The sequence below is a fragment of the Nocardia cyriacigeorgica genome (assembly GCF_010858045.1).
Lineage (GTDB): Bacteria > Actinomycetota > Actinomycetes > Mycobacteriales > Mycobacteriaceae > Nocardia > Nocardia cyriacigeorgica_E.
Genome location: NZ_JAAGVC010000007.1, coordinates 87,654 through 104,860, shown reverse-complemented (window position 1 = coordinate 104,860; position 17,207 = coordinate 87,654). Strand labels below are relative to the sequence as shown.

Here is a 17,207-nt window from a genome sequence, read left to right as displayed (position 1 = left end):
CGGTCGGGTTGATCGTGGCTCAGTCGATGACCGCGTCGGAGAACACCGGCGGATCGCCGAGGAACGGGCGGTGCGACGGTGGCCGTTGCCCTTCGGTGTCCGTGACGCCGAGATCCTGCGCGATCTCGGCGCCGATGAGCACCTGGCCGCTGCGCTTCATCAATTCCGGGTCGCGAGCCAGCGCGTCGATGACGCGGCCGGTGAACTCCGGCGATTCGGCGGTGGCGGCCAGACCCTCGTAGGCCCCCGGGTCGGCGGCGAAACCGGCAAGCGTACGTTCGGTCTTCAGCAAGCCCATCCAGATGGAGACCACCGCGACATTCCACGGCCGGAAATCGACGGCCATATCGTGGGCCATCTTGTCCACCGCCGCCTTGCCCGCGCCGTACGCCGGGCCGTGCATGTAGCAGGTGCCACCGAACGACGAGGTGTTCACCACCAGTCCCGCGCCGTTGGCGACCAGCAGCGGCGCCGCGTAATAGCTGGTGACGTAGCTCGAGCGCATACCGACGTCGAGCAGGTCGAGCAGGGTCAGCGGTTTCTCCCAGAACGGGCCCTTGTCGGTCAGGCCGTCGGGCACCGTGAGGGCATTGTTGACCAGGATGTCCAGCCGCCCGTGCTGATCGCGCAGGTCGGCGAAGAATGCCTCGACCTGCGCGTCGTCACCGTGGTCGAGCACCACGGGCACGCCACGGCCGCCGCGCCGGGTGATCTCCTCGGCGGTCGCGAACACGGTGCCGGGCAGCGGTGCCTCGCCCTCGGTGCGAGTGCGACCGGTGACGTACACCGTGGCCCCGGTCTCGCCCAGTGCCAACGCGATTCCTTTACCCGCGCCGCGACTGGCACCGGTCACCACCACGATCCGATCCGAATTCAGGCCCACCATCGACTCCATCCGCCGCCGGAGAAACCACATCCGAGTATGCGGTCCACGTCTCATGCACTGAACCGTGCCTGCCCGGCATGGCGGGTACCGCGTCCCGCTGGGCGGGAGGTGGAACGTCTCCTCGGCGCCTGCGCAGCTGCTATCACTGTGCGGCGACGGACCTTCGGCCCGGTCGGTTTCCGGTCGGCCCGCGGCGGTTCGCCCCTACCCTGTACCTCCGGCCTCCGATTCGGTCGATTCGGTATCGGTGACCGAGAGTGGATCGACGTCGATGTACGGGCCGACGAGCTCCCCCGACGACGGTGCGGCACCGAGCATTTCGGTCAACCTGACCGGCTCGCCGGTCCAGCCGTCGGCATACACCGGCGCCCAGGATCCGTCCGACCATTGCACCCAGCTCTGCGGCTCGGGTTCATCAGGGGCCGTCATGAGAGCGTCGCCAGATACAGACGGGCAGCGCGCAACCGCGGACAGGTGTCGAAGCCGCATCCGAGACGTTCATGGATACCGACGATTCCGCGCGCGTGCCGCTCGGTGAGCAGAATGGGCACCTCATGGCAGTGTTCGTACGCGGGATCGTCGGCTGAGCGGTGCGTAGCGGTGCTGTCGGAATTGTTCTCCGGTGGCTCTACCCCCTGCACTGATCACCACCCGGCAGGTCGGCCGCGTGATCGGAACCAGCTGTAGCCGAGGTCGGCATGTTCGTAACGGCCTCTCCCGCACGGACATCGAGCGCACGTCCGAGCGTTGTCGTCGAGAAACTCACGAGCGGATCGGCCGCCGTCGGCGATGGCATACTGGAGCCCATCGCCTCCGCCGACCGGGCGCGTCCCCCTCAGGGGCCGCAAGAGCACAACATCGACTAGCGTTCGCTCAAGAGTAACTGAGTATGCCGCGATTCGGGAGAGTTCCTGCAAATAGTGGCTAATGATGGATTGCCAGAAGATTGCCATGGCTAGCGCGGAGTCACCGCACTGCGCACCGGCCTGACCGGGGACCTGGGGATCAGCGCGATACCGGAGGCGTCGAGCACCGTCGCGCCGCTCACCGACCCGTTCTGCACCCGACATCCGCTGGTTCGGGTGCGCTCGGAGACCAGTCTCCGGTCCTCGGACATCGTCGACCGAATTCGCCGCTTCGAACTCGACGCCGGGATCGTCTATCCGCACGGCCTCGACATCGGTGATCTCACCGTCGCCCCGCTCTACCAGGAGCGGCTTGTTCTGGCATCGGGCGCTGAGCTGCTCGCCGGGCGCACCGACGCGATCACCTGGGCAGAAGCACTGGACATGCCGATGTACCTGCTGTATCGCACTGGTCACCCACGCCGACGAACCGAGGTCGGTGCTGACCCGGGCGCTGACCGAGACCGTGGGTTCGGCGGGAATCGAGGACGCGCTGCGGCGGATTCCCTGACCCGGTTCCGACTGAACCGACCGGACTCATCAGTACAGTGATCGAGCATGAGGGCTCGGCTTCTGCGCTCGGCTGTCGGTCGGCTCATCGCCTCGGCGCTGGTCGGCGTCGTGATCGGCGCGCTCGTCGGAGTGCTGACCGAATGGCCGCTCGGGGTCCTCGCCGGTATCGCCACGGCGGATACGCTGTTCGTCATCGGCGGATGGTTCGCCCTGTGGCCGATGACGGCCGAGCAGACGCGGGCGAACGCGCGCCGCGAAGACTTCCAGCCCGTCATCGAGGAACTGGCGGTGGTCGGCGCGGCCTCGAGCGGGCTGATCGGGATCGTGGTGATTTTAGCGCTCGGCAGTTCCGGAGCGGGTGAAGCGGCAGCCGCCCTCGCCTTGGGCGGGGTGTTCATGGCGTGGGCGGCGCTGCACCTGATGTATGCGGCCCGCTACGCCTACCTGTTCTACGAATCACCCACCGGCGGTATCGATTTCAACTCCGATGAGGCACCGGCCTACCGCGATTTCTTCTACTTCAGCTACAACCTCGGCATGACCTACCAGGTCTCCGACACCGACGTCGCCAGCTCGCGGATCCGCGCCATCACCCTGCGCCACAATCTGCTGTCCTACGCCTTCGGCACCGTCATCCTCGCGACGACGATCAACCTCGTCATGGATATCGCCACCGGATGATCGCCCGGCGGCGGCTCAGGCAGCGGTACCGGCGCGCAGCAAGGCCAGGGCCGCGTCGGGTACGAGCTCGCGCGGCAGGATTTCGCGACGCTGATCGGTGTAGCCGAGCACCACGAGTTGTTCCGTGCGAACGTCGACGGACTCGACCTCGTCGTATCGGTGGCTGTCGGCGTCGCCGTCGACGCCGGTGGTGAAGAAGTCCTCGAAGTATCGGGCGCGGATCACGGCGCCGGATCGGGCGTGCAGGGTCGTGGTGCGCAGGGCCGGGCCCAGCGGGAGGGCCAGCGCCATGAACGTCATGAGCACCGAGAGGAACACCGGCAGATACAGACCGCCGACCGGCGCGACGACCACCCAGATCCCGAGCCAGATGATGACGAGCGCGACCAGGACGGGCCGGCCGATCGCCGACCGGAGAAAGCTCAGCACCATCCGCCGCGACATCGCACCGTCCACGACCTGCTCCAGGTCGAGCCACGGCGTGCGGGTCGGCACCGGCTGCTGCGCGTCCATGTCATCCTCCGTATCAATGCACCCAGGACCCTACCGACACCAGGAACCGGGACAAAACGGGCATCACTCCCCCACCCCGCCGCCGCCGAGCGCAGGCCGTCGCGCCATGACGCGACCGTCCGGATCGTCCGCGATCCCGCAGACACCCACGGCCCGTCCAGCTGGACGACCGGACCGGCCCCGCTCATTCCCAGGTCGCCGTCGCGGGATCGACACCGTGGTGGCGCGCATTCGCATCAATGATCTCTCGCAACCACACCGTCAAGCCGGGCGCCAACCCGTCGTAGAACTCGGTATATCCCGTCTCGGCGACATACCTGCGTCCCAGGCAGACCTGCATCGCATGGGTGCAATCGAAATAGGCCCCGATCGAGGCCCGATGACGTTCGGCCAGCGCATCGGCTTCCGCGCTGCCGGGCCGTACGCCCCGGCGGCAGGCCGCGGCCAGGTCCGCGTTGAGCGCGTGGACGGAGTCGGCGATCTGCTGCCAGTGCTCGGGCCCGCGATCGGCGGCCCGCTCGGCGTACTGCGCCCACTGCTCGGTGTCACCCCACCGTTCGCGGGCCCGGCCGACCCACTCGGGCCGCCAGTGCCTGCCGAACATCGCGACCTGCTCCTGGGCCGACAGCAGGATGCCGGAGTCCCTGGCCTCGATCATGCGGTCGAGCGCCGCGCCCATCCGTTCCAGCTCAGCGATGCGTTCGCGCAGGTCGTCGCGTTGGCGGCGCAGCGCGTCCAGCGCGTCGGCCGACGGCGCGTCGAGCAGTCCGGCGATCTCGGCGAGCGGCACGCCGAGCTCCCGGTAGACCAGCACGCGGTGCAGCCGGGTGAGATCCGCACCGGTATAGAGCCGGTAACCGCCGTCGGTGCGGGCGGAGGGGCTGACCAAGCCGATCGCATCCCAGTGGTGCAGGGCGCGGACGGTGACGCCCGCCCGCGCCGCGACCGCACCAACGGTGAGTCCTGCCTCGACGTCGTGAGCTCCCGGATCGGCCACACCGCCCAGTGTCCCAGCGCCGCCGCGCCTCACTCGCGGGTGATGCCGATCTCGCGCAGGTGCTCGGCCTCGGCGCTGTCCGGGTCCCAGGGCCGCGCCGCCGTCATGATGACGCGGGTGTTCTCCGGCGTGCGGACCTCCACCTCCACCGAGTTCCACGGCATCTGCCTGGGCCCGGTGGTCGAACCGGGGGCGAGCTGTTCGCAGGCCGCGGCGATCTCGTCGAGCTGGCCGAGCACGCAGGAGAAGCTGACGGTCGGTCCTGCCGCGTCGCCTGCCCGCTCGCCTGGCACGAGCAGCACATCCTGGAAGGCCCATCGGCGCAAGTGGGTGACGCGCCCTGGCGCGGTGAAGAAGTCCATGAAGCCGAGGCCGCGGACCCAGAAGTCCACCGATGCCGCCATATCGGGCGTCGGGGCGATGACGAACATGGGCATCCCGTAGATGCCGCGGTACAACTCGGGTGGTTCGGCGTCGGGTCCGGGGACGGGAACGGGGCTGATCTCGAAGGCGTCGTAGCGGTCGGTCATGACGTCATCGTCGAGCCTGACGCTACGTGAGGGTCAAGTCGCGGTTCAGAGCGTGCTGATCCAGCGGCGGGTGTCGGCGGGATCGATGACGTCGTCGAGCTCGAGCAGGGTGGCGGCATTGAGCGCCTTGCCGTTGGCGTAGGCGAGTTCGACGAGGTTGTCGAAGGTTTCCCGGCGCTGCTCGGGATCCTCGATCGCGGCCAGTTCCTTGGCGAAGCCGAGCCGCACCGCCCCTTCCAGGCCCATGCCGCCGATCTCGCCGGTGGGCCAGGCGACCACGAATCGCGGCGCCCGGAACGATCCGGCGGCCATCGCCTGTGCACCGAGCCCGTATCCCTTGCGCAGGATGACGGTGCCGAAGGGGACGGTGAGGGCGGCGGCATCGATGAACAGGCGCGCGAACCGCGTCACCACTCCCTCCTTCTCGATCTCCGGCCCGACCATGAAACCCGGTGTGTCGCAGAGGGACACGATCGGCAGGCGGTGGGTGCCGCAGAGCCGCAGGAATGCGCTGAGCTTGTCGGCCGCGGCGGCGTCGATGGCACCGCCGAGGTGGTGGCAGTCGTTGGCGATGACGCCGAACGGCTTGCCCTCCACGCGCATGAGGGCGGTGACCATGCCGACTCCCCAGTCGCGGCGCAGTTCCAGGACCGAGCCGAGGTCGGCGATCGCCTCGATCGCCGCGCGAATGTCGAAGGCACGCAACCTGTTCTCGGGCACGATGTGCCGGGCCAGACGCGGGTCCGGCGCTTCCCACTCCTCGATCGCGCCTTGGAAGTACGCCAGGTACTGCCGCGCCACCGCGACTGCCTCGGCGTCGTTCGCCGCGACGATGTGCACGACGCCGTTGCGGCGCTGCACCTCGATAGGTCCGATGTCCTCTGGCTTGTAGACGCCGAGCCCGCCGCCTTCGATCATGGCCGGACCACCCATGCCGATATTCGCGTCCGGGGTGGCGATGACGACATCGCACATCCCCAGCAGCGCGGCGTTTCCGGCGAAGCAGCGTCCGGACACGATGCCGATCAAGGGCACTCGTCCCGAGAGCGCGCCCATGGCGCGGAAGGTGGTGACGTCCAGGCCGGACACCCCGGCGTAGTCGGTGTCGCCGGGGCGTCCGCCGCCGCCTTCGGTGAAGAACACCACGGGCAGTTCGCGTTCGCGGGCGAGTTCCAGCATGCGGTCGGTCTTGGCATGGTTGCGCATGCCCTGAGTGCCTGCCAGGACGGTGTAGTCGTAGGACATCACCACCGCGCGCGAGTGCTCCGGTCCGAATCGGTCGGCGTTGATGGTGGCGATGCCGGCGACGAGCCCGTCGGCGGGAGTGTTCGCGATGAGGTCTTCGATGCTGCGACGGCGGCTCTGCGCGGCGACCGCCAATCCGCCGTATTCGACGAAGCTGTCGGCGTCGACCAGGTCGGCGATGTTCTCCCGGGCGGTGCGACGGCCGAGGCGATGCCGTTTCGCGACGGCGTCGGGGCGGGCATCATCGCGCAGCGTGTCGTGCCGCAGCCGCACTTCGGCGAGGTCGTCGCGCACCTGATCGAGGTCGATGACGGCCGCCTCCTCGCCGGTGCCGTCACGGTCGGCGTCGGTGACGATCAGCAGCACGGCATGCGGGTCGACCACATCGCCGGCGGCCACGGCGGGCCGCTGCACGCGCAGCGCACGCTCGGCGCGCACCACATGCTGCATTTTCATCGCCTCCAGCACCGCCACCTCGGCGCCGGCGGGCAGCACGGCGCCCGGCGCGGCCACCGATGTCACGGTGGCGCCCATCGGCGAGCGAACCACCCACTCGTCCGCACCGAGATCGAGAGCCTCCTGCTGCTGATCCGGGCCGGCGTGTGATGCGTAATCGGCTGCACGAGTGAGCAATTCGCCGGTGGTGCGTTCGAACCATCCGGTCGATACCGGCCCGTCCAGGGTGTCGAGGACCGCGCGCAGCAACGCGATATTGGTATCGACGCCGGAGATGGTCGTCTCGGCGAGCGCGTCGCGGCAGCGGCGCATGGCGCTGTCCAATGCCGGGCCGCGCGCGATCACCTTCGCCAGCAACGAATCGAATCGGGTGCCGTGCCGCATGCCGGCGTGGACGGCGGTGTCGACTCGGACGCCGGCGCCGGTCGGCGGGCCGAACTGGGTGATGGTGCCGCTGGTCGGCAGCAGATCGCCGTCCACTCCGACGAGTTCGGCGTTGACGCGCGCCTGCACCGCGTAGCCGCGCGCCGGATGACCGAGGTCGAGTTCGGTCAGCGTGCGGCCCAGCGCCAGGTCGAACTGGATGCCGACGAGATCGGTGCCGATGATCTCCTCGGTGACGGTGTGCTCGACCTGGAGCCGCGGGTTCACCTCGAGGAACCATCCGTCCTCCCCCGCGACGAGGAATTCCACCGTGATCACGCCCCGGCAGCCCACTGATTCGGCGATCCGCACCGCATCGCGATGCAGCCGTTCCCGCAGGGTGGGCGCGAGCGCCGGTGCGGGCGCGATCTCGATGAGTTTCTGATGACGGCGCTGCACACTGCAATCCCGGTCACCGAGCGCGACAGCGTGCGTTCCGTCGGCGACGACCTGCACCTCGACATGCCGGGCGTCGGCGATGAGCGCCTCGGCGTAGAGCGTGGCGTCGCCGAAGGCGTTGCGCGCCTCGGACCGGCAGCGTTCATAGGCCACCGCGACCTCGTCGGCCGCGAACACCATCCGCATCCCGCGCCCGCCCCCGCCCGCGGCGGCCTTCACCATCACACCGTCCGGATGCTTCGCCAGCAGGTCCGCGATCTCGGCTGGGCCGGCCGCCTGCGTCGCGGGCAGCACCGGCACGCCCGCCCGCTCCGCTGCCGCGCGTGCCGCCACCTTGTCACCGAAGGTGCGCAGCACCGCCGCGTCCGGGCCGACGAAGATCAACCCCGCCTCGGCGCAGGCCAGCGCCAGATCCGCACTCTCGCTGAGGAATCCATACCCCGGGTGCACGAGCGCACCCGGCCCGGCGGCACCGGCCGCCGCGACGACGGCGCCGACGTCGAGATAAGCCGCCGCTCCTTCGCCGGCCAACCGCACCGCCTCATCGGCCAGCCGCACAGCCGCCGATTCCGATTCCGCACCGGTGTGCAGCACGTGCGTGCGATATCCGCGCTCCCGGGCGGTCCGCACGATACGAACGGCGATCTCGCCCCGGTTCGCCACGACGATATCCATGACACCGGATAGTCGTTAATCTTGACGTCAATGTCAATTATTCGTCTTCGTGCCGCGACCCTGGGGACGAGCGCGCAGTTCACGCCCGACGGGTCAAGATGACGCGGTCGGCGAGGCGCTCGGGCAGGCCCGTGGGTGCGAAGAAGATTTCCATGACCACTCGATCCGATGATTCGATCCGGAGCTCGGTGCGCATCGCCGTCGGCTTACCCGTGTTCTCCGCGCCGAGAACACCGGGGTCGGTGAATTCGCCCGACATCGTGATGACCTCGCCGCCCGCGCTGCCCTTATCGCTGCGGTAGGCCATCGTCATGGGCGTAATGCTGTCGACCGTGGTCCATTCGTAGCGATCGTCGAGCGGGGAATAGCCGAGCAGGCCCATCCGGAAGTAGGGCTTGCCGCTGAGAATCCCGGACACTTCCTCCTGAAGGAAGTTGCCGCCGGTCTCGGCGATCCAATGCCACCGCGAGACCAGGTCGCCGCGCAGCGGCGCATCAGGGGTTCCGCCGGCCACATACGTGTATTTGTCGGCCCGCCACTCCCCGGCCAGCACGTTCAGCCTGGCATGGCCGGCGTCCTGGTGCTCGGGCATGTTCGTCGCGACGACAGACGTTGCCGGGGCGGAGGATGCCTGTCCGGCGTCGGGCGATCCGCATGCCGTGCCGAGCACCGCCACCGCGACCAGTGTGGCGGTGAACAGCCGGCGGAACTTGTTCGATATCACGGTGTTTCCTGTCCTGCTCGACCACCGGTTCGACGGAACGAGCGCCTCGAGTCGCCGGGCTCGGCGACGGCCGTCACCGATCTTGCGCGCCCCGGGACACACCGTCCAATACCCGTTCTGAGAACCGATGGTTATCGGTCTGCGGTTGATGAGCCGTCCGAACGAGTAGTCCACTACGCGTGATTCGCGCCGACGCTGGATGCACCGTGGATCCGGCCGCCCAATCGGCGGCGCCGAGACGGCCCGCGGAACCGTCTCGGCGCCGGACTCTCGGTGTTCCCGGCTCGAACGGCAATGTCCGCGCACCCGCGGCCGAGCCATGGACCACCGAGACCCCAGGCCTCGACGCCGGCCACGGCTTCGGCGATCGTCACCGGAAGACCGGCGACGCAATCGACGATGACCAGGCCGGCGTCGAGGTCCGGGCGCATCATGGTCCGGTGAGTACGGTGCTGGTGTGCCGCTGGTTCGGTGGGTCGATGCGGTCGGAGGTGCGATGAATCCGTTCGGGCGGCTGGTGAATCTGTCGCATGTGCATGATCCGGCGACCACACCGGTGTATCCCGGTGATCCTGCCTTCGAGGTCGATACGGTGGCGACGATTGCCTCGGATGGTTATTACCTGCGGCATGTGCGGCAGGGTGAGCACACGGGGACCCATTGGGGCGCGCCGATCCATTTCGACCCCGCGGGTGCGGCCGCCGATGAACTGGACCTCGACGATCTGCTGTTGCCTGCGGTCAGGATCGATGTGCGCGCCGAGTGCGCGCGTGACCGGGACCATGCGATCACGGCCGCGGAGCTGCGCGGCTGGGAGCGGCGGCACGGGCGGATACCCGACGGTGCGGCGGTGATCGCCTGGACCGGTTGGGACGGGAAATGGGGCACCCCCGACTTCGCCGGCACCGGGACCGACGCCGGCCATATGCCCGGTTTCGCGGTCGACGCCGTCGAATGGCTGCTCGAGACCGGGCGGCTCGGGCGGCGCGGCGCTCTCGGCATCGATACCTTCGGGCCCGACCTCGGCACCGACCACGAGTACACGGTGTCGAAGCTGCTCTACCGCGAGCATCGGATCAGCCTGGAATGCCTGGCCAACCTGGCCGCGCTCCCGGCCACCGGGGCGTGGGTGCTGGTGGGTGGGCCGATCTACCGTGGAGGTTCCGGCTCGCCGGCAACCGTTTTCGGCATCATTCCGCCGTAAGCCCACCGGAAGTGAAACCGATTTACTAAATCCCGTTCACATATAGCGGCCGCCGTGGTTCACTCGACACAACCGTGTTCCATGAGGACGAAGGGCACTCGCGTGAAGACCAGACTGAACTGCCCCTGCGGCGAACACATCACCGGCACCGACGAGGACGACCTCGTCGCCAAGACCCAGGCCCACCTCGCCGCCGAGCACCCCGGCCACGACTACACGCGCGACGAGATCCTCTTCATCGCGTACTGACCTGCGCGAACAGCGCCGGAAAAATTCTCGGAAAAATTTCACGGTCGTGTCGATCGGTTGCACCTCCCGTTCGACCTACGAATGAGAGGGTCACAACGACCCGGACCACACCGAGGAGACAGACCATGAAATACATGCTGATCATGCGGGCCACCGACGAGACCTTCGAGGCCTTCCAGAACGCCGACTTCACCGAAATCATGGAGTCGATGGGCAAGTTCAACGACGAGATGATCCGGGCCGGCGTGCTGGTCGCCGCCGAGGGTCTCGATCCCGACCCGGAATCAGGCGTCGTGGTGGATTATTCGTCGGAGACCCCGGTGGTCACCGACGGTCCGTACGGTGAGACCAAGGAGTTGTTCGGCGGCTTCTGGATTCTCAATGTGGCCTCGCGGGAAGAGGCGATCGAGTGGGCCAAGCGGGCGCCGATGGCGGGCCCGGGCTCCAAGTGCGAGATCCGCCGGGTCACCACTATCGATGAATTCCCGCAGGACAACGTGTGGATCGAGAAGGAACGGGCGTGGCGCGAGGCCACCGGTCAGCTCTGAGCTAGCACGCCGAGGATGGTCGAGCACACCGGCCGTGAGGCCGTAGCCGCCGTCTGGCGGATCGAGTCCGCGCGGATCGTCGGTGCGCTGGCGCGCTACACCGGCGATTTCGCGCTGGCCGAAGATCTCGCCCAGGAGGCGTTCGCCGAGGCGCTGGTGACCTGGCCGCGGGAGGGCGTGCCGCAGCAGCCCGCCGGCTGGTTGCTCACCGTCGGTAAGCGGCGCGCGATCGACGCCTTCCGCCGCCGCGCGCTGCGCGACGACAAGTACGCCGTCCTCGCCCATGGTTTGGGCGAGGGCGGCGTCGTCGCGGGCAGCCCGCCCACCGACCCGATGCGTGCGGCCGATGACGTGTTGTGGGACCCGGACCAGATCGACGACGATCTGCTGGCGCTGATGTTCGTCTCCTGCCATCCGGTCTTGTCGCGCGAGGCGCGAATCGCACTCACGTTGCGCGTGGTGGGCGGTCTGACCAGCGACGAGATCGCCCGCGCCTTCCTGGTGCCGACCGCGACCGTGCAGGCGCGCATCACCCGCGCCAAAAAGACACTCGCCGCGGCGCGGGTGCCTTTCGAAGTGCCGGCGTCGGCCGAGCGCGGCGCCCGGCTCGGTTCGGTGCTGAGCGTGATCTATGTGATCTTCACCGAGGGCTCTTCGGCCAGTTCCGGCACCGCGTGGATGCGGCTGGACCTGGCCGGTGAAGCGCTGCGGCTGGCGCGGGTGCTGGCTCGACTCATGCCCGAAGAACCCGAGACGCACAGCCTGCTGGCGCTGCTCGAACTGACCGCGGCGCGCTTTCCCGCCCGCACCGACGCCGACGGCCGGCCGGTGCTGCTGGAGCAGCAAGACCGGCGCCGCTGGGATCGTTCGGCGATCCGGCGGGGACGGGCCGCGCTGGCCCGCACCGAACAACTCGGACGCGGCCTGGGCGCCTACGGTTTACAGGCCGCGATCGCCGAATGTCATGCCGTCGCACCCTCGGTGGAGGAAACGAACTGGGAGCGCATCGTGCTGCTGTACGAAGCGCTCGGCCGGCTGGCACCGTCACCGGTGGTGGAGTTGAACCGGGCGGTGGCGGTGTCGATGGCGGACGGTCCGGCCGCCGCGTTACCGATCGTCGACGAGCTGGCGGCGGGCGGGGCGTTCACGAATTCGCATCTGCTGCCCAGTGTGCGGGGCGAGCTGTTCATCCGCCTCGGCCGCCGGGAGGAAGCCCGCGCCGAACTGGAAACGGCGATGCAGCTGTGTGGCAACGACCAGGAACGGGCGGTCCTGCACCACAAGCTCGCCGATCTCGGCTGATGAGTCCGGGCACGCCAGGTACTGCGCTCACCGGGTGACGCCCGCCGCCGGTGACCCATCGGAGCACGGCCACCGACGAGCATAGGGTCGTCGCAACGCCCCCGGCTAGGGCAGCGCCTGCGGGAATTCCCCTGCCGCACAGTCGTGCAGGGCGGCGCGGGCCGCGCTCACCATGGGATGGGCGCGGGTACCACGACGGTAGGCCAATCGAGTATGGCGCCGAGTCGGCAGCGGAGTCAGTACCACGCCCTCGGGTGGGGTGCTGGCACCGAGTTCGGGGACCAGGCTGACCCCGCGACCGGCGGCCACGAGGGCGAGCACGGCGCTGAAATCGTCGATGTGGTGGCGGATTCGCGGCGTGAAGCCAGCGGCTTCGCACACCCGGATCGTCATCGTGTGGCACAGGGTGCCCGGCGTGCCCGCGATCCAGGCGGATCCGCGGTGGGCGTCGAGCGGATCGTCGCCGCGTGCGGCCAGGTAGATCGTTTCCGCGAGCAGCGGGTCGGTCTCCAACGCGGCGTCCGGCGCGACGGGCACGTGGTCGTATTCCTGCACCAGGGCGAGGTCCACCGATTCGCTGCGCAGCGCGGCCGGGGCGGTGGCCGGATCGAGCTCTGTGACAATCAGCTCCAGCCCCGGATGTGCGCCGGTGAGGGCGATCAAGGCGGGCGCGAGGATCGTCGGAACAGCGGTGGGGAAGGCGCCGATGCGCAGGGTGCCGGTGAGTTCTGCGCTCGCACTGGTCAGGTCGGCCGCCGCCCGCTCGAGGGTGGCGAGGATGGTTTCGGTGTGGTCGACCAGGGTCAGCGCGGCCGGAGTCAGGGTGACCCGGCGGCCGGTCCGTTCCAGCAGCGGCACGCCCGCCTCGCGCTCGAGGGCGCTCAACTGCTGCGAGACCGCCGAGGGCGTGTAGTTCAGCGCCTCGGCGACGGCGGCGATCGTCTGCCGGTGGGCCAGTTCCCGCAGCAGCCGAAGCTTCCGAACATCGAGCATCAGCTCAGCTTACGCTCGGCAATAGAAATGTGAACTGGACCTGAAGGTAGGACGCGCGCACGCTGGGCCCATGACCCTGACCGGACTGTTCGTCCCGCTCATCACGCCCTTCACCACCGACGGCGAGCTCGCGCTCGACGCCCTCGAGCGGCACGCCCATCGGGTGCTCGACGACGGCGCCACCGGCATCGTCGCACTCGGCACCACCGCCGAACCCGCCACCCTGAGCGCCGAGGAACATCACCGAGTGCTCGATGTCTGCCTGCGGGTGTGCAGCGAACGCGGCGCGCCGCTGATCGCCGGCGCCGGCACGAACTCGACCACCGGTTCTCTCGCGGCGCTGCATGCCCTGGACGAGCGGATCACCGCCGCGCTGACCGTCGTCCCCTATTACACCCGGCCGTCGGAAGCCGGGGTGCTGGCGCATTTCCGAAGGCTGGCGGCGGGACCGGTGCCACTGATCGTCTACAATATTCCGTATCGCACCAGCCGCACCCTCGGCCTCGACACCGTGCTCGAACTGGCCGATATCCCGGGCATCGCCGGGTTCAAGCACGCCGTCGGCGCGATCGATGACACCACCATCGCGATGATGGGCAAGCTTCCGGCCGAGGTGTCCGTGCTGGCCGGTGACGACCTGTACGCCGCGCCCCTGCTGGCGCTCGGCGCCCACGGCGCGATCCTCGCCTGCGCCAACCTCGCGACGTCGGCCTACGCCGAACTGGTCCGTGGCTGGCGCGACGGCCCGATCGATGCGGCCAGAATCCTCGGACATCGACTGTCCGAGGTGGCCGAAGCTGTTTTCGCGGAACCGAATCCGGTCGTCATCAAATCCGTCCTTGCCGCGCAAGGACACATTCCCAGCTCGACCGTCCGGCTGCCACTGCTGCCCGCTTCCGCGGCGGCGACGGCGGCCGCGCTCCGCGCACTCGACGCGGTCGACACCCGGTGCGGGCTGCGCGGCTGATCCGGCGTATTTCCCGCCGCGCACGCCGAGGTGGGATGCTGTGACCATGGTGTCGCAGCAGACGGACGTCGGTGGTGGACGGTGGGGTGACCACAATTCCGAACGCAGGCGCGCCGTCATGGAGGCATTGATCGCCCTGATCGAGGAGTCCGATCCCGGCGCCGATATCCCGTTGCAGCTCATCGCCGAACGCGCCGGAATCCGCCGGTCGGTGATCTATCGGCATTTCACCGATCGCAAGGACCTCGACGCCAAGACCCGTGAATACGTCGTCGAGTCCAACATCGACCGGGTCATGCCGACGCTGGACCTGGACGACACCCTGCACGACACCCTCGAGCGGATCATCGGCACCTACGTGCAGCTGGTGTCGGCGCGGCCGCGGCTGCATCTGTGGGTCGAGCACGGGCCGGGCAGCCACGATCCGGCCGGGCTGGCCGTCGTCGGCGGCACCAAACTCGCTGTCTCCCAGCGCATCACCGACCTGTTCCTGATGGCGACGGCCATTTTGGGCATCGAGGAGCCCGGGCTCGATGTGGCCGCCTACTCGGTGGTCTCGATGGTCGACGGCGCGGTGACGCGGTGGCTGCAGACCGACTCGCCCGGCTTGAACGCCGAGGAAATGGCGCGGCTGCTCACGCAATCGCTGTGGTTCCTCATCGACGGGCACGCGCGCCTGCGTGGTGTGGCGGTGGATCCGGATCTGCCGCTGCGCGAGCTGCTGGTGCGGGCCACCGCCGACGCCTGATTCGCACCGCCGCCGCACCTGAGATCGTGGCCGGTCAGCCGGTCCGAGCCGCTGCCGCGCGCCGCGACACTGTGTGTGACACTCCGTCACGCTCACCTCTTGCCCGTCGCCGGCAGGCGCTGTACCGTCGACAGTATGAGCGTGACACGCTGTCACAGTCATCCGACGAGGAGTGCAGGATGAAGTCGACGCCCCTTGGCACCGATCCCGATATCGATCACTACGCCGACGTCCTGGCAACGCTGTCGCACGGCTCGGTGACCCGCCGTTTCGACCCGTATATCGATATCGATTGGGACGACCCCGAATTCACGATCCGCTCCGACGACGATCGGTGGATTCTGCCCGCCTCCGACCCGTTCGGCGCGCATCCTTGGTACCGGGCCCTGCCCCGCGAGCGCCAGATCTCTATCGGCATGTGGCGTCAGGCCAATGTCGCCAAGGTCGGCCTCCAGTTCGAGAACCTACTGATCCGCGGGCTCATGCAACACGTCTTCGCCCTGCCCAACGGCTCCCCCGAATTCCGTTATTGCACCCACGAAGCCATCGAAGAGTGCAACCACACGATGATGTTCCAGGAGTTGGTGAACCGCATCGGCGTGGAAGTCGGCGGGATGCGTGCCTGGGTGCGGATGATCGGTCCGGCGATTCCGCTGGTGGCCTCGATCTTCCCGGAATGGTTCTTCACCATGGTGCTGGCCGGCGAGGAGCCGATCGACCACGCCCAGAAGACCATCCTCCGGGCGAACACGAACCCGCACCCGCTGCTCGAGCGGGTGATGTCGATCCACGTGGCCGAGGAGGCCCGCCACATCAGCTTCGCCCATGAATATCTGCGCCATGCGGTACCGAAGCTCGGCCCGGTGCGCCGGTTCGTGCTTTCGCTGCTGTTCGCGCCGACCATGCGGATCGCCTGCGACCTGATCGCCGTACCGACCCGCGAGTTCCGCAAGGAATGCGGTGTACCGAGACGCGTGGTGCACGAGGTCTTCTGGGGCAGCCCGGAGTCACGCAAGGTGCTGCGCGGCTATTTCGCCGACGTCCGCATGCTCGCCGACGAGCTCGGCCTGATGAATCCGGTGGCCCGGCCGCTGTGGAAGCTGTGCCGGATCGACGGGCCCGCCTCGCGCTATCGCAGCGAGCCCGCCCGCGCCGCGTGAGGCGCGGCCCGCGTCAGTGCGGGCGGTGCGGCATCAGCGCGTTCTCGGGAACCACGCCCAGCTTGCCGGACTGAAAATCCTCGATGGCCTGGATCAGTTCGGCGCGGGTGTTCATCACGAACGGACCGTAGTGCGCGACCGGTTCCCGGATCGGCCTGCCGCCGAGCAGCAGCACCTCGAGTGCGGGACGGTTCGAATCCTGCGCGGTGTCCGCCGCGATGGTGATTCGGTCGCCTGTGCCGAGCACCACCAGCTGGCCCTGCTCGACCGGCCGGCCCTCGGCGCCGACGGTGCCGCGCCCCGACAGCACGTAGACCAGGGCGTTGTAGTCGGGCTGCCAGGGCGTCGACAGCTGGGCGCCGGGAGCGATGGTCGCGTGCGCGAAGGTGATGGGGGTATGGGTCGAGCCGGGCCCGTCATGACCGTCGATGGAACCCGCGATCACCCGGACCAGGGCACCGCCGTCGGCGGAGGACAGCAACCGCACCTGTCCGCCCTCGAGGCTCTGATACTTCGGCGGAAGGAACTTGTCTTTCGCGGGCAGATTCACCCACAGTTGCAGGCCGTGGAACAGGCCACCGGAATCGACCAGTTCCGCGGGCGGGGTCTCGATGTGCAGGACACCCGAGCCGGCCGTCATCCACTGGGTGGCGCCGTCTTCGATCAGCCCGCCGCCACCGTGGGAATCCTGGTGCTGGAAGCGTCCGTCGATCATGTAGGTGACGGTTTCGAATCCGCGATGCGGATGCCAGTCGGTGCCCTTGGGCTCCCCCGGCTCGTATTCGACCTCCCCCATCTGATCCATATGGATGAACGGGTCGAGCTCGGCGGTCGGCACCCCGGCGAAGGCCCGGACCACCGGGAAGCCTTCGCCTTCGTAACCGCGCGGGCCGGTGGTCACCGAGCGCACCGGACGTTCGGTGGCCTCGGGGCCGGCGGACGCGATCCGGGGCAGGGTCAGCGTATCGGCCGTGACAGCAGGCATTGCGTCTCCATTCTCTGCCACAACCCCGGTGTGCACCAGGGCGTGGGCGGCGCTGCTCGGTATCGGATCGAACTGGTTAAACTTTTAACCACCTTCGTGCGCGG

Annotated in this window: 18 protein-coding genes; 9 read left to right on the top strand and 9 right to left on the bottom strand. The window is 68.6% G+C overall.

All coding sequences use genetic code 11. The annotated features are described in order from the left end of the window. Nucleotides 1-19 precede the first annotated feature (19 nt). Both GV790_RS09490 and GV790_RS09485 read right to left on the bottom strand, forming a co-directional pair. Nucleotides 20-895 carry an SDR family NAD(P)-dependent oxidoreductase gene (locus tag GV790_RS09490; RefSeq protein WP_228805911.1) on the bottom strand — a complete coding sequence of 292 codons (876 nt, stop codon included), beginning with the start codon at nt 893-895 and terminating at the stop codon, nt 20-22. A gap of 195 nt (nt 896-1,090) precedes the next feature. Continuing rightward, on the bottom strand, nt 1,091-1,315 hold the full coding sequence (locus tag GV790_RS09485; RefSeq protein ID WP_163812683.1) for a hypothetical protein: 225 nt from the start codon (nt 1,313-1,315) through the stop codon (nt 1,091-1,093). 545 nt (nt 1,316-1,860) lie between these two features. On the opposite strand from GV790_RS09485, the gene GV790_RS09480 reads away from it, so the two are divergent. Both GV790_RS09480 and GV790_RS09475 read left to right on the top strand, forming a co-directional pair. Continuing rightward, nucleotides 1,861-2,343 carry a LysR family transcriptional regulator substrate-binding protein gene (locus GV790_RS09480; RefSeq protein ID WP_306042921.1) on the top strand — a complete coding sequence of 161 codons (483 nt, stop codon included), beginning with the start codon at nt 1,861-1,863 and terminating at the stop codon, nt 2,341-2,343. Between the two features lie 6 nt (nt 2,344-2,349). Further along, complete coding sequence (locus tag GV790_RS09475) at nt 2,350-2,985, top strand: DUF1345 domain-containing protein (protein WP_163812681.1); 636 nt, start codon at nt 2,350-2,352, stop codon at nt 2,983-2,985. A gap of 15 nt (nt 2,986-3,000) precedes the next feature. On the opposite strand, the gene GV790_RS09470 is transcribed toward GV790_RS09475, so the two are convergent. From GV790_RS09470 to GV790_RS09450, 5 genes are all read right to left on the bottom strand, one after another. Then, nucleotides 3,001-3,498, bottom strand: coding sequence for a hypothetical protein (locus tag GV790_RS09470; RefSeq protein WP_163812679.1), 498 nt, complete (start codon nt 3,496-3,498; stop codon nt 3,001-3,003). 184 nt (nt 3,499-3,682) lie between these two features. Then, nucleotides 3,683-4,495 carry a MerR family transcriptional regulator gene (locus GV790_RS09465; RefSeq protein ID WP_280213398.1) on the bottom strand — a complete coding sequence of 271 codons (813 nt, stop codon included), beginning with the start codon at nt 4,493-4,495 and terminating at the stop codon, nt 3,683-3,685. Nucleotides 4,496-4,524: 29 nt separating this feature from the next. Next, complete coding sequence (locus tag GV790_RS09460; protein WP_163812675.1) at nt 4,525-5,025, bottom strand: VOC family protein; 501 nt, start codon at nt 5,023-5,025, stop codon at nt 4,525-4,527. A 45-nt stretch (nt 5,026-5,070) separates the two neighbouring features. Then, nucleotides 5,071-8,223, bottom strand: coding sequence for an acetyl-CoA carboxylase family protein (locus GV790_RS09455; protein ID WP_163812673.1), 3,153 nt, complete (start codon nt 8,221-8,223; stop codon nt 5,071-5,073). Nucleotides 8,224-8,302: 79 nt separating this feature from the next. After that, nucleotides 8,303-8,947, bottom strand: a complete 645-nt coding sequence (locus GV790_RS09450; protein ID WP_218586392.1) for a DUF1579 family protein — start codon at nt 8,945-8,947, stop codon at nt 8,303-8,305. Nucleotides 8,948-9,443: 496 nt separating this feature from the next. Here GV790_RS09450 and GV790_RS09445 point away from each other — a divergent pair, with 496 nt between their 5' ends. From GV790_RS09445 to GV790_RS09430, 4 genes are all read left to right on the top strand, one after another. After that, a complete protein-coding gene (locus GV790_RS09445) occupies nt 9,444-10,151 on the top strand; it encodes a cyclase family protein (RefSeq protein ID WP_163812939.1) in 708 nt (235 codons plus the stop codon). A gap of 102 nt (nt 10,152-10,253) precedes the next feature. Continuing rightward, nucleotides 10,254-10,400, top strand: a complete 147-nt coding sequence (locus GV790_RS09440; protein WP_104361371.1) for a DUF1059 domain-containing protein — start codon at nt 10,254-10,256, stop codon at nt 10,398-10,400. Between the two features lie 125 nt (nt 10,401-10,525). Further along, complete coding sequence (locus GV790_RS09435) at nt 10,526-10,948, top strand: YciI family protein (RefSeq protein ID WP_163812670.1); 423 nt, start codon at nt 10,526-10,528, stop codon at nt 10,946-10,948. Between the two features lie 15 nt (nt 10,949-10,963). Continuing rightward, on the top strand, nt 10,964-12,250 hold the full coding sequence (locus GV790_RS09430; protein WP_163812667.1) for an RNA polymerase sigma factor: 1,287 nt from the start codon (nt 10,964-10,966) through the stop codon (nt 12,248-12,250). A gap of 105 nt (nt 12,251-12,355) precedes the next feature. Here GV790_RS09430 and GV790_RS09425 read toward each other — a convergent pair whose 3' ends face one another. Further along, on the bottom strand, nt 12,356-13,243 hold the full coding sequence (locus tag GV790_RS09425) for a LysR family transcriptional regulator (protein WP_163812665.1): 888 nt from the start codon (nt 13,241-13,243) through the stop codon (nt 12,356-12,358). A 70-nt stretch (nt 13,244-13,313) separates the two neighbouring features. Here GV790_RS09425 and dapA point away from each other — a divergent pair, with 70 nt between their 5' ends. From dapA to GV790_RS09410, 3 genes are all read left to right on the top strand, one after another. Continuing rightward, complete coding sequence (dapA, locus tag GV790_RS09420) at nt 13,314-14,210, top strand: 4-hydroxy-tetrahydrodipicolinate synthase (protein ID WP_163812663.1); 897 nt, start codon at nt 13,314-13,316, stop codon at nt 14,208-14,210. 40 nt (nt 14,211-14,250) lie between these two features. Continuing rightward, nucleotides 14,251-14,958 (top strand): TetR/AcrR family transcriptional regulator, encoded by a 708-nt coding sequence (locus tag GV790_RS09415; protein WP_163812660.1) that lies wholly within the window; start codon nt 14,251-14,253, stop codon nt 14,956-14,958. Nucleotides 14,959-15,137: 179 nt separating this feature from the next. Next, a complete protein-coding gene (locus GV790_RS09410) occupies nt 15,138-16,118 on the top strand; it encodes an AurF N-oxygenase family protein (RefSeq protein WP_163812658.1) in 981 nt (326 codons plus the stop codon). Between the two features lie 13 nt (nt 16,119-16,131). Here GV790_RS09410 and GV790_RS09405 read toward each other — a convergent pair whose 3' ends face one another. Beyond that, on the bottom strand, nt 16,132-17,103 hold the full coding sequence (locus GV790_RS09405) for a pirin family protein (protein ID WP_163812656.1): 972 nt from the start codon (nt 17,101-17,103) through the stop codon (nt 16,132-16,134). Between the last annotated feature and the right edge of the window lie 104 nt (nt 17,104-17,207).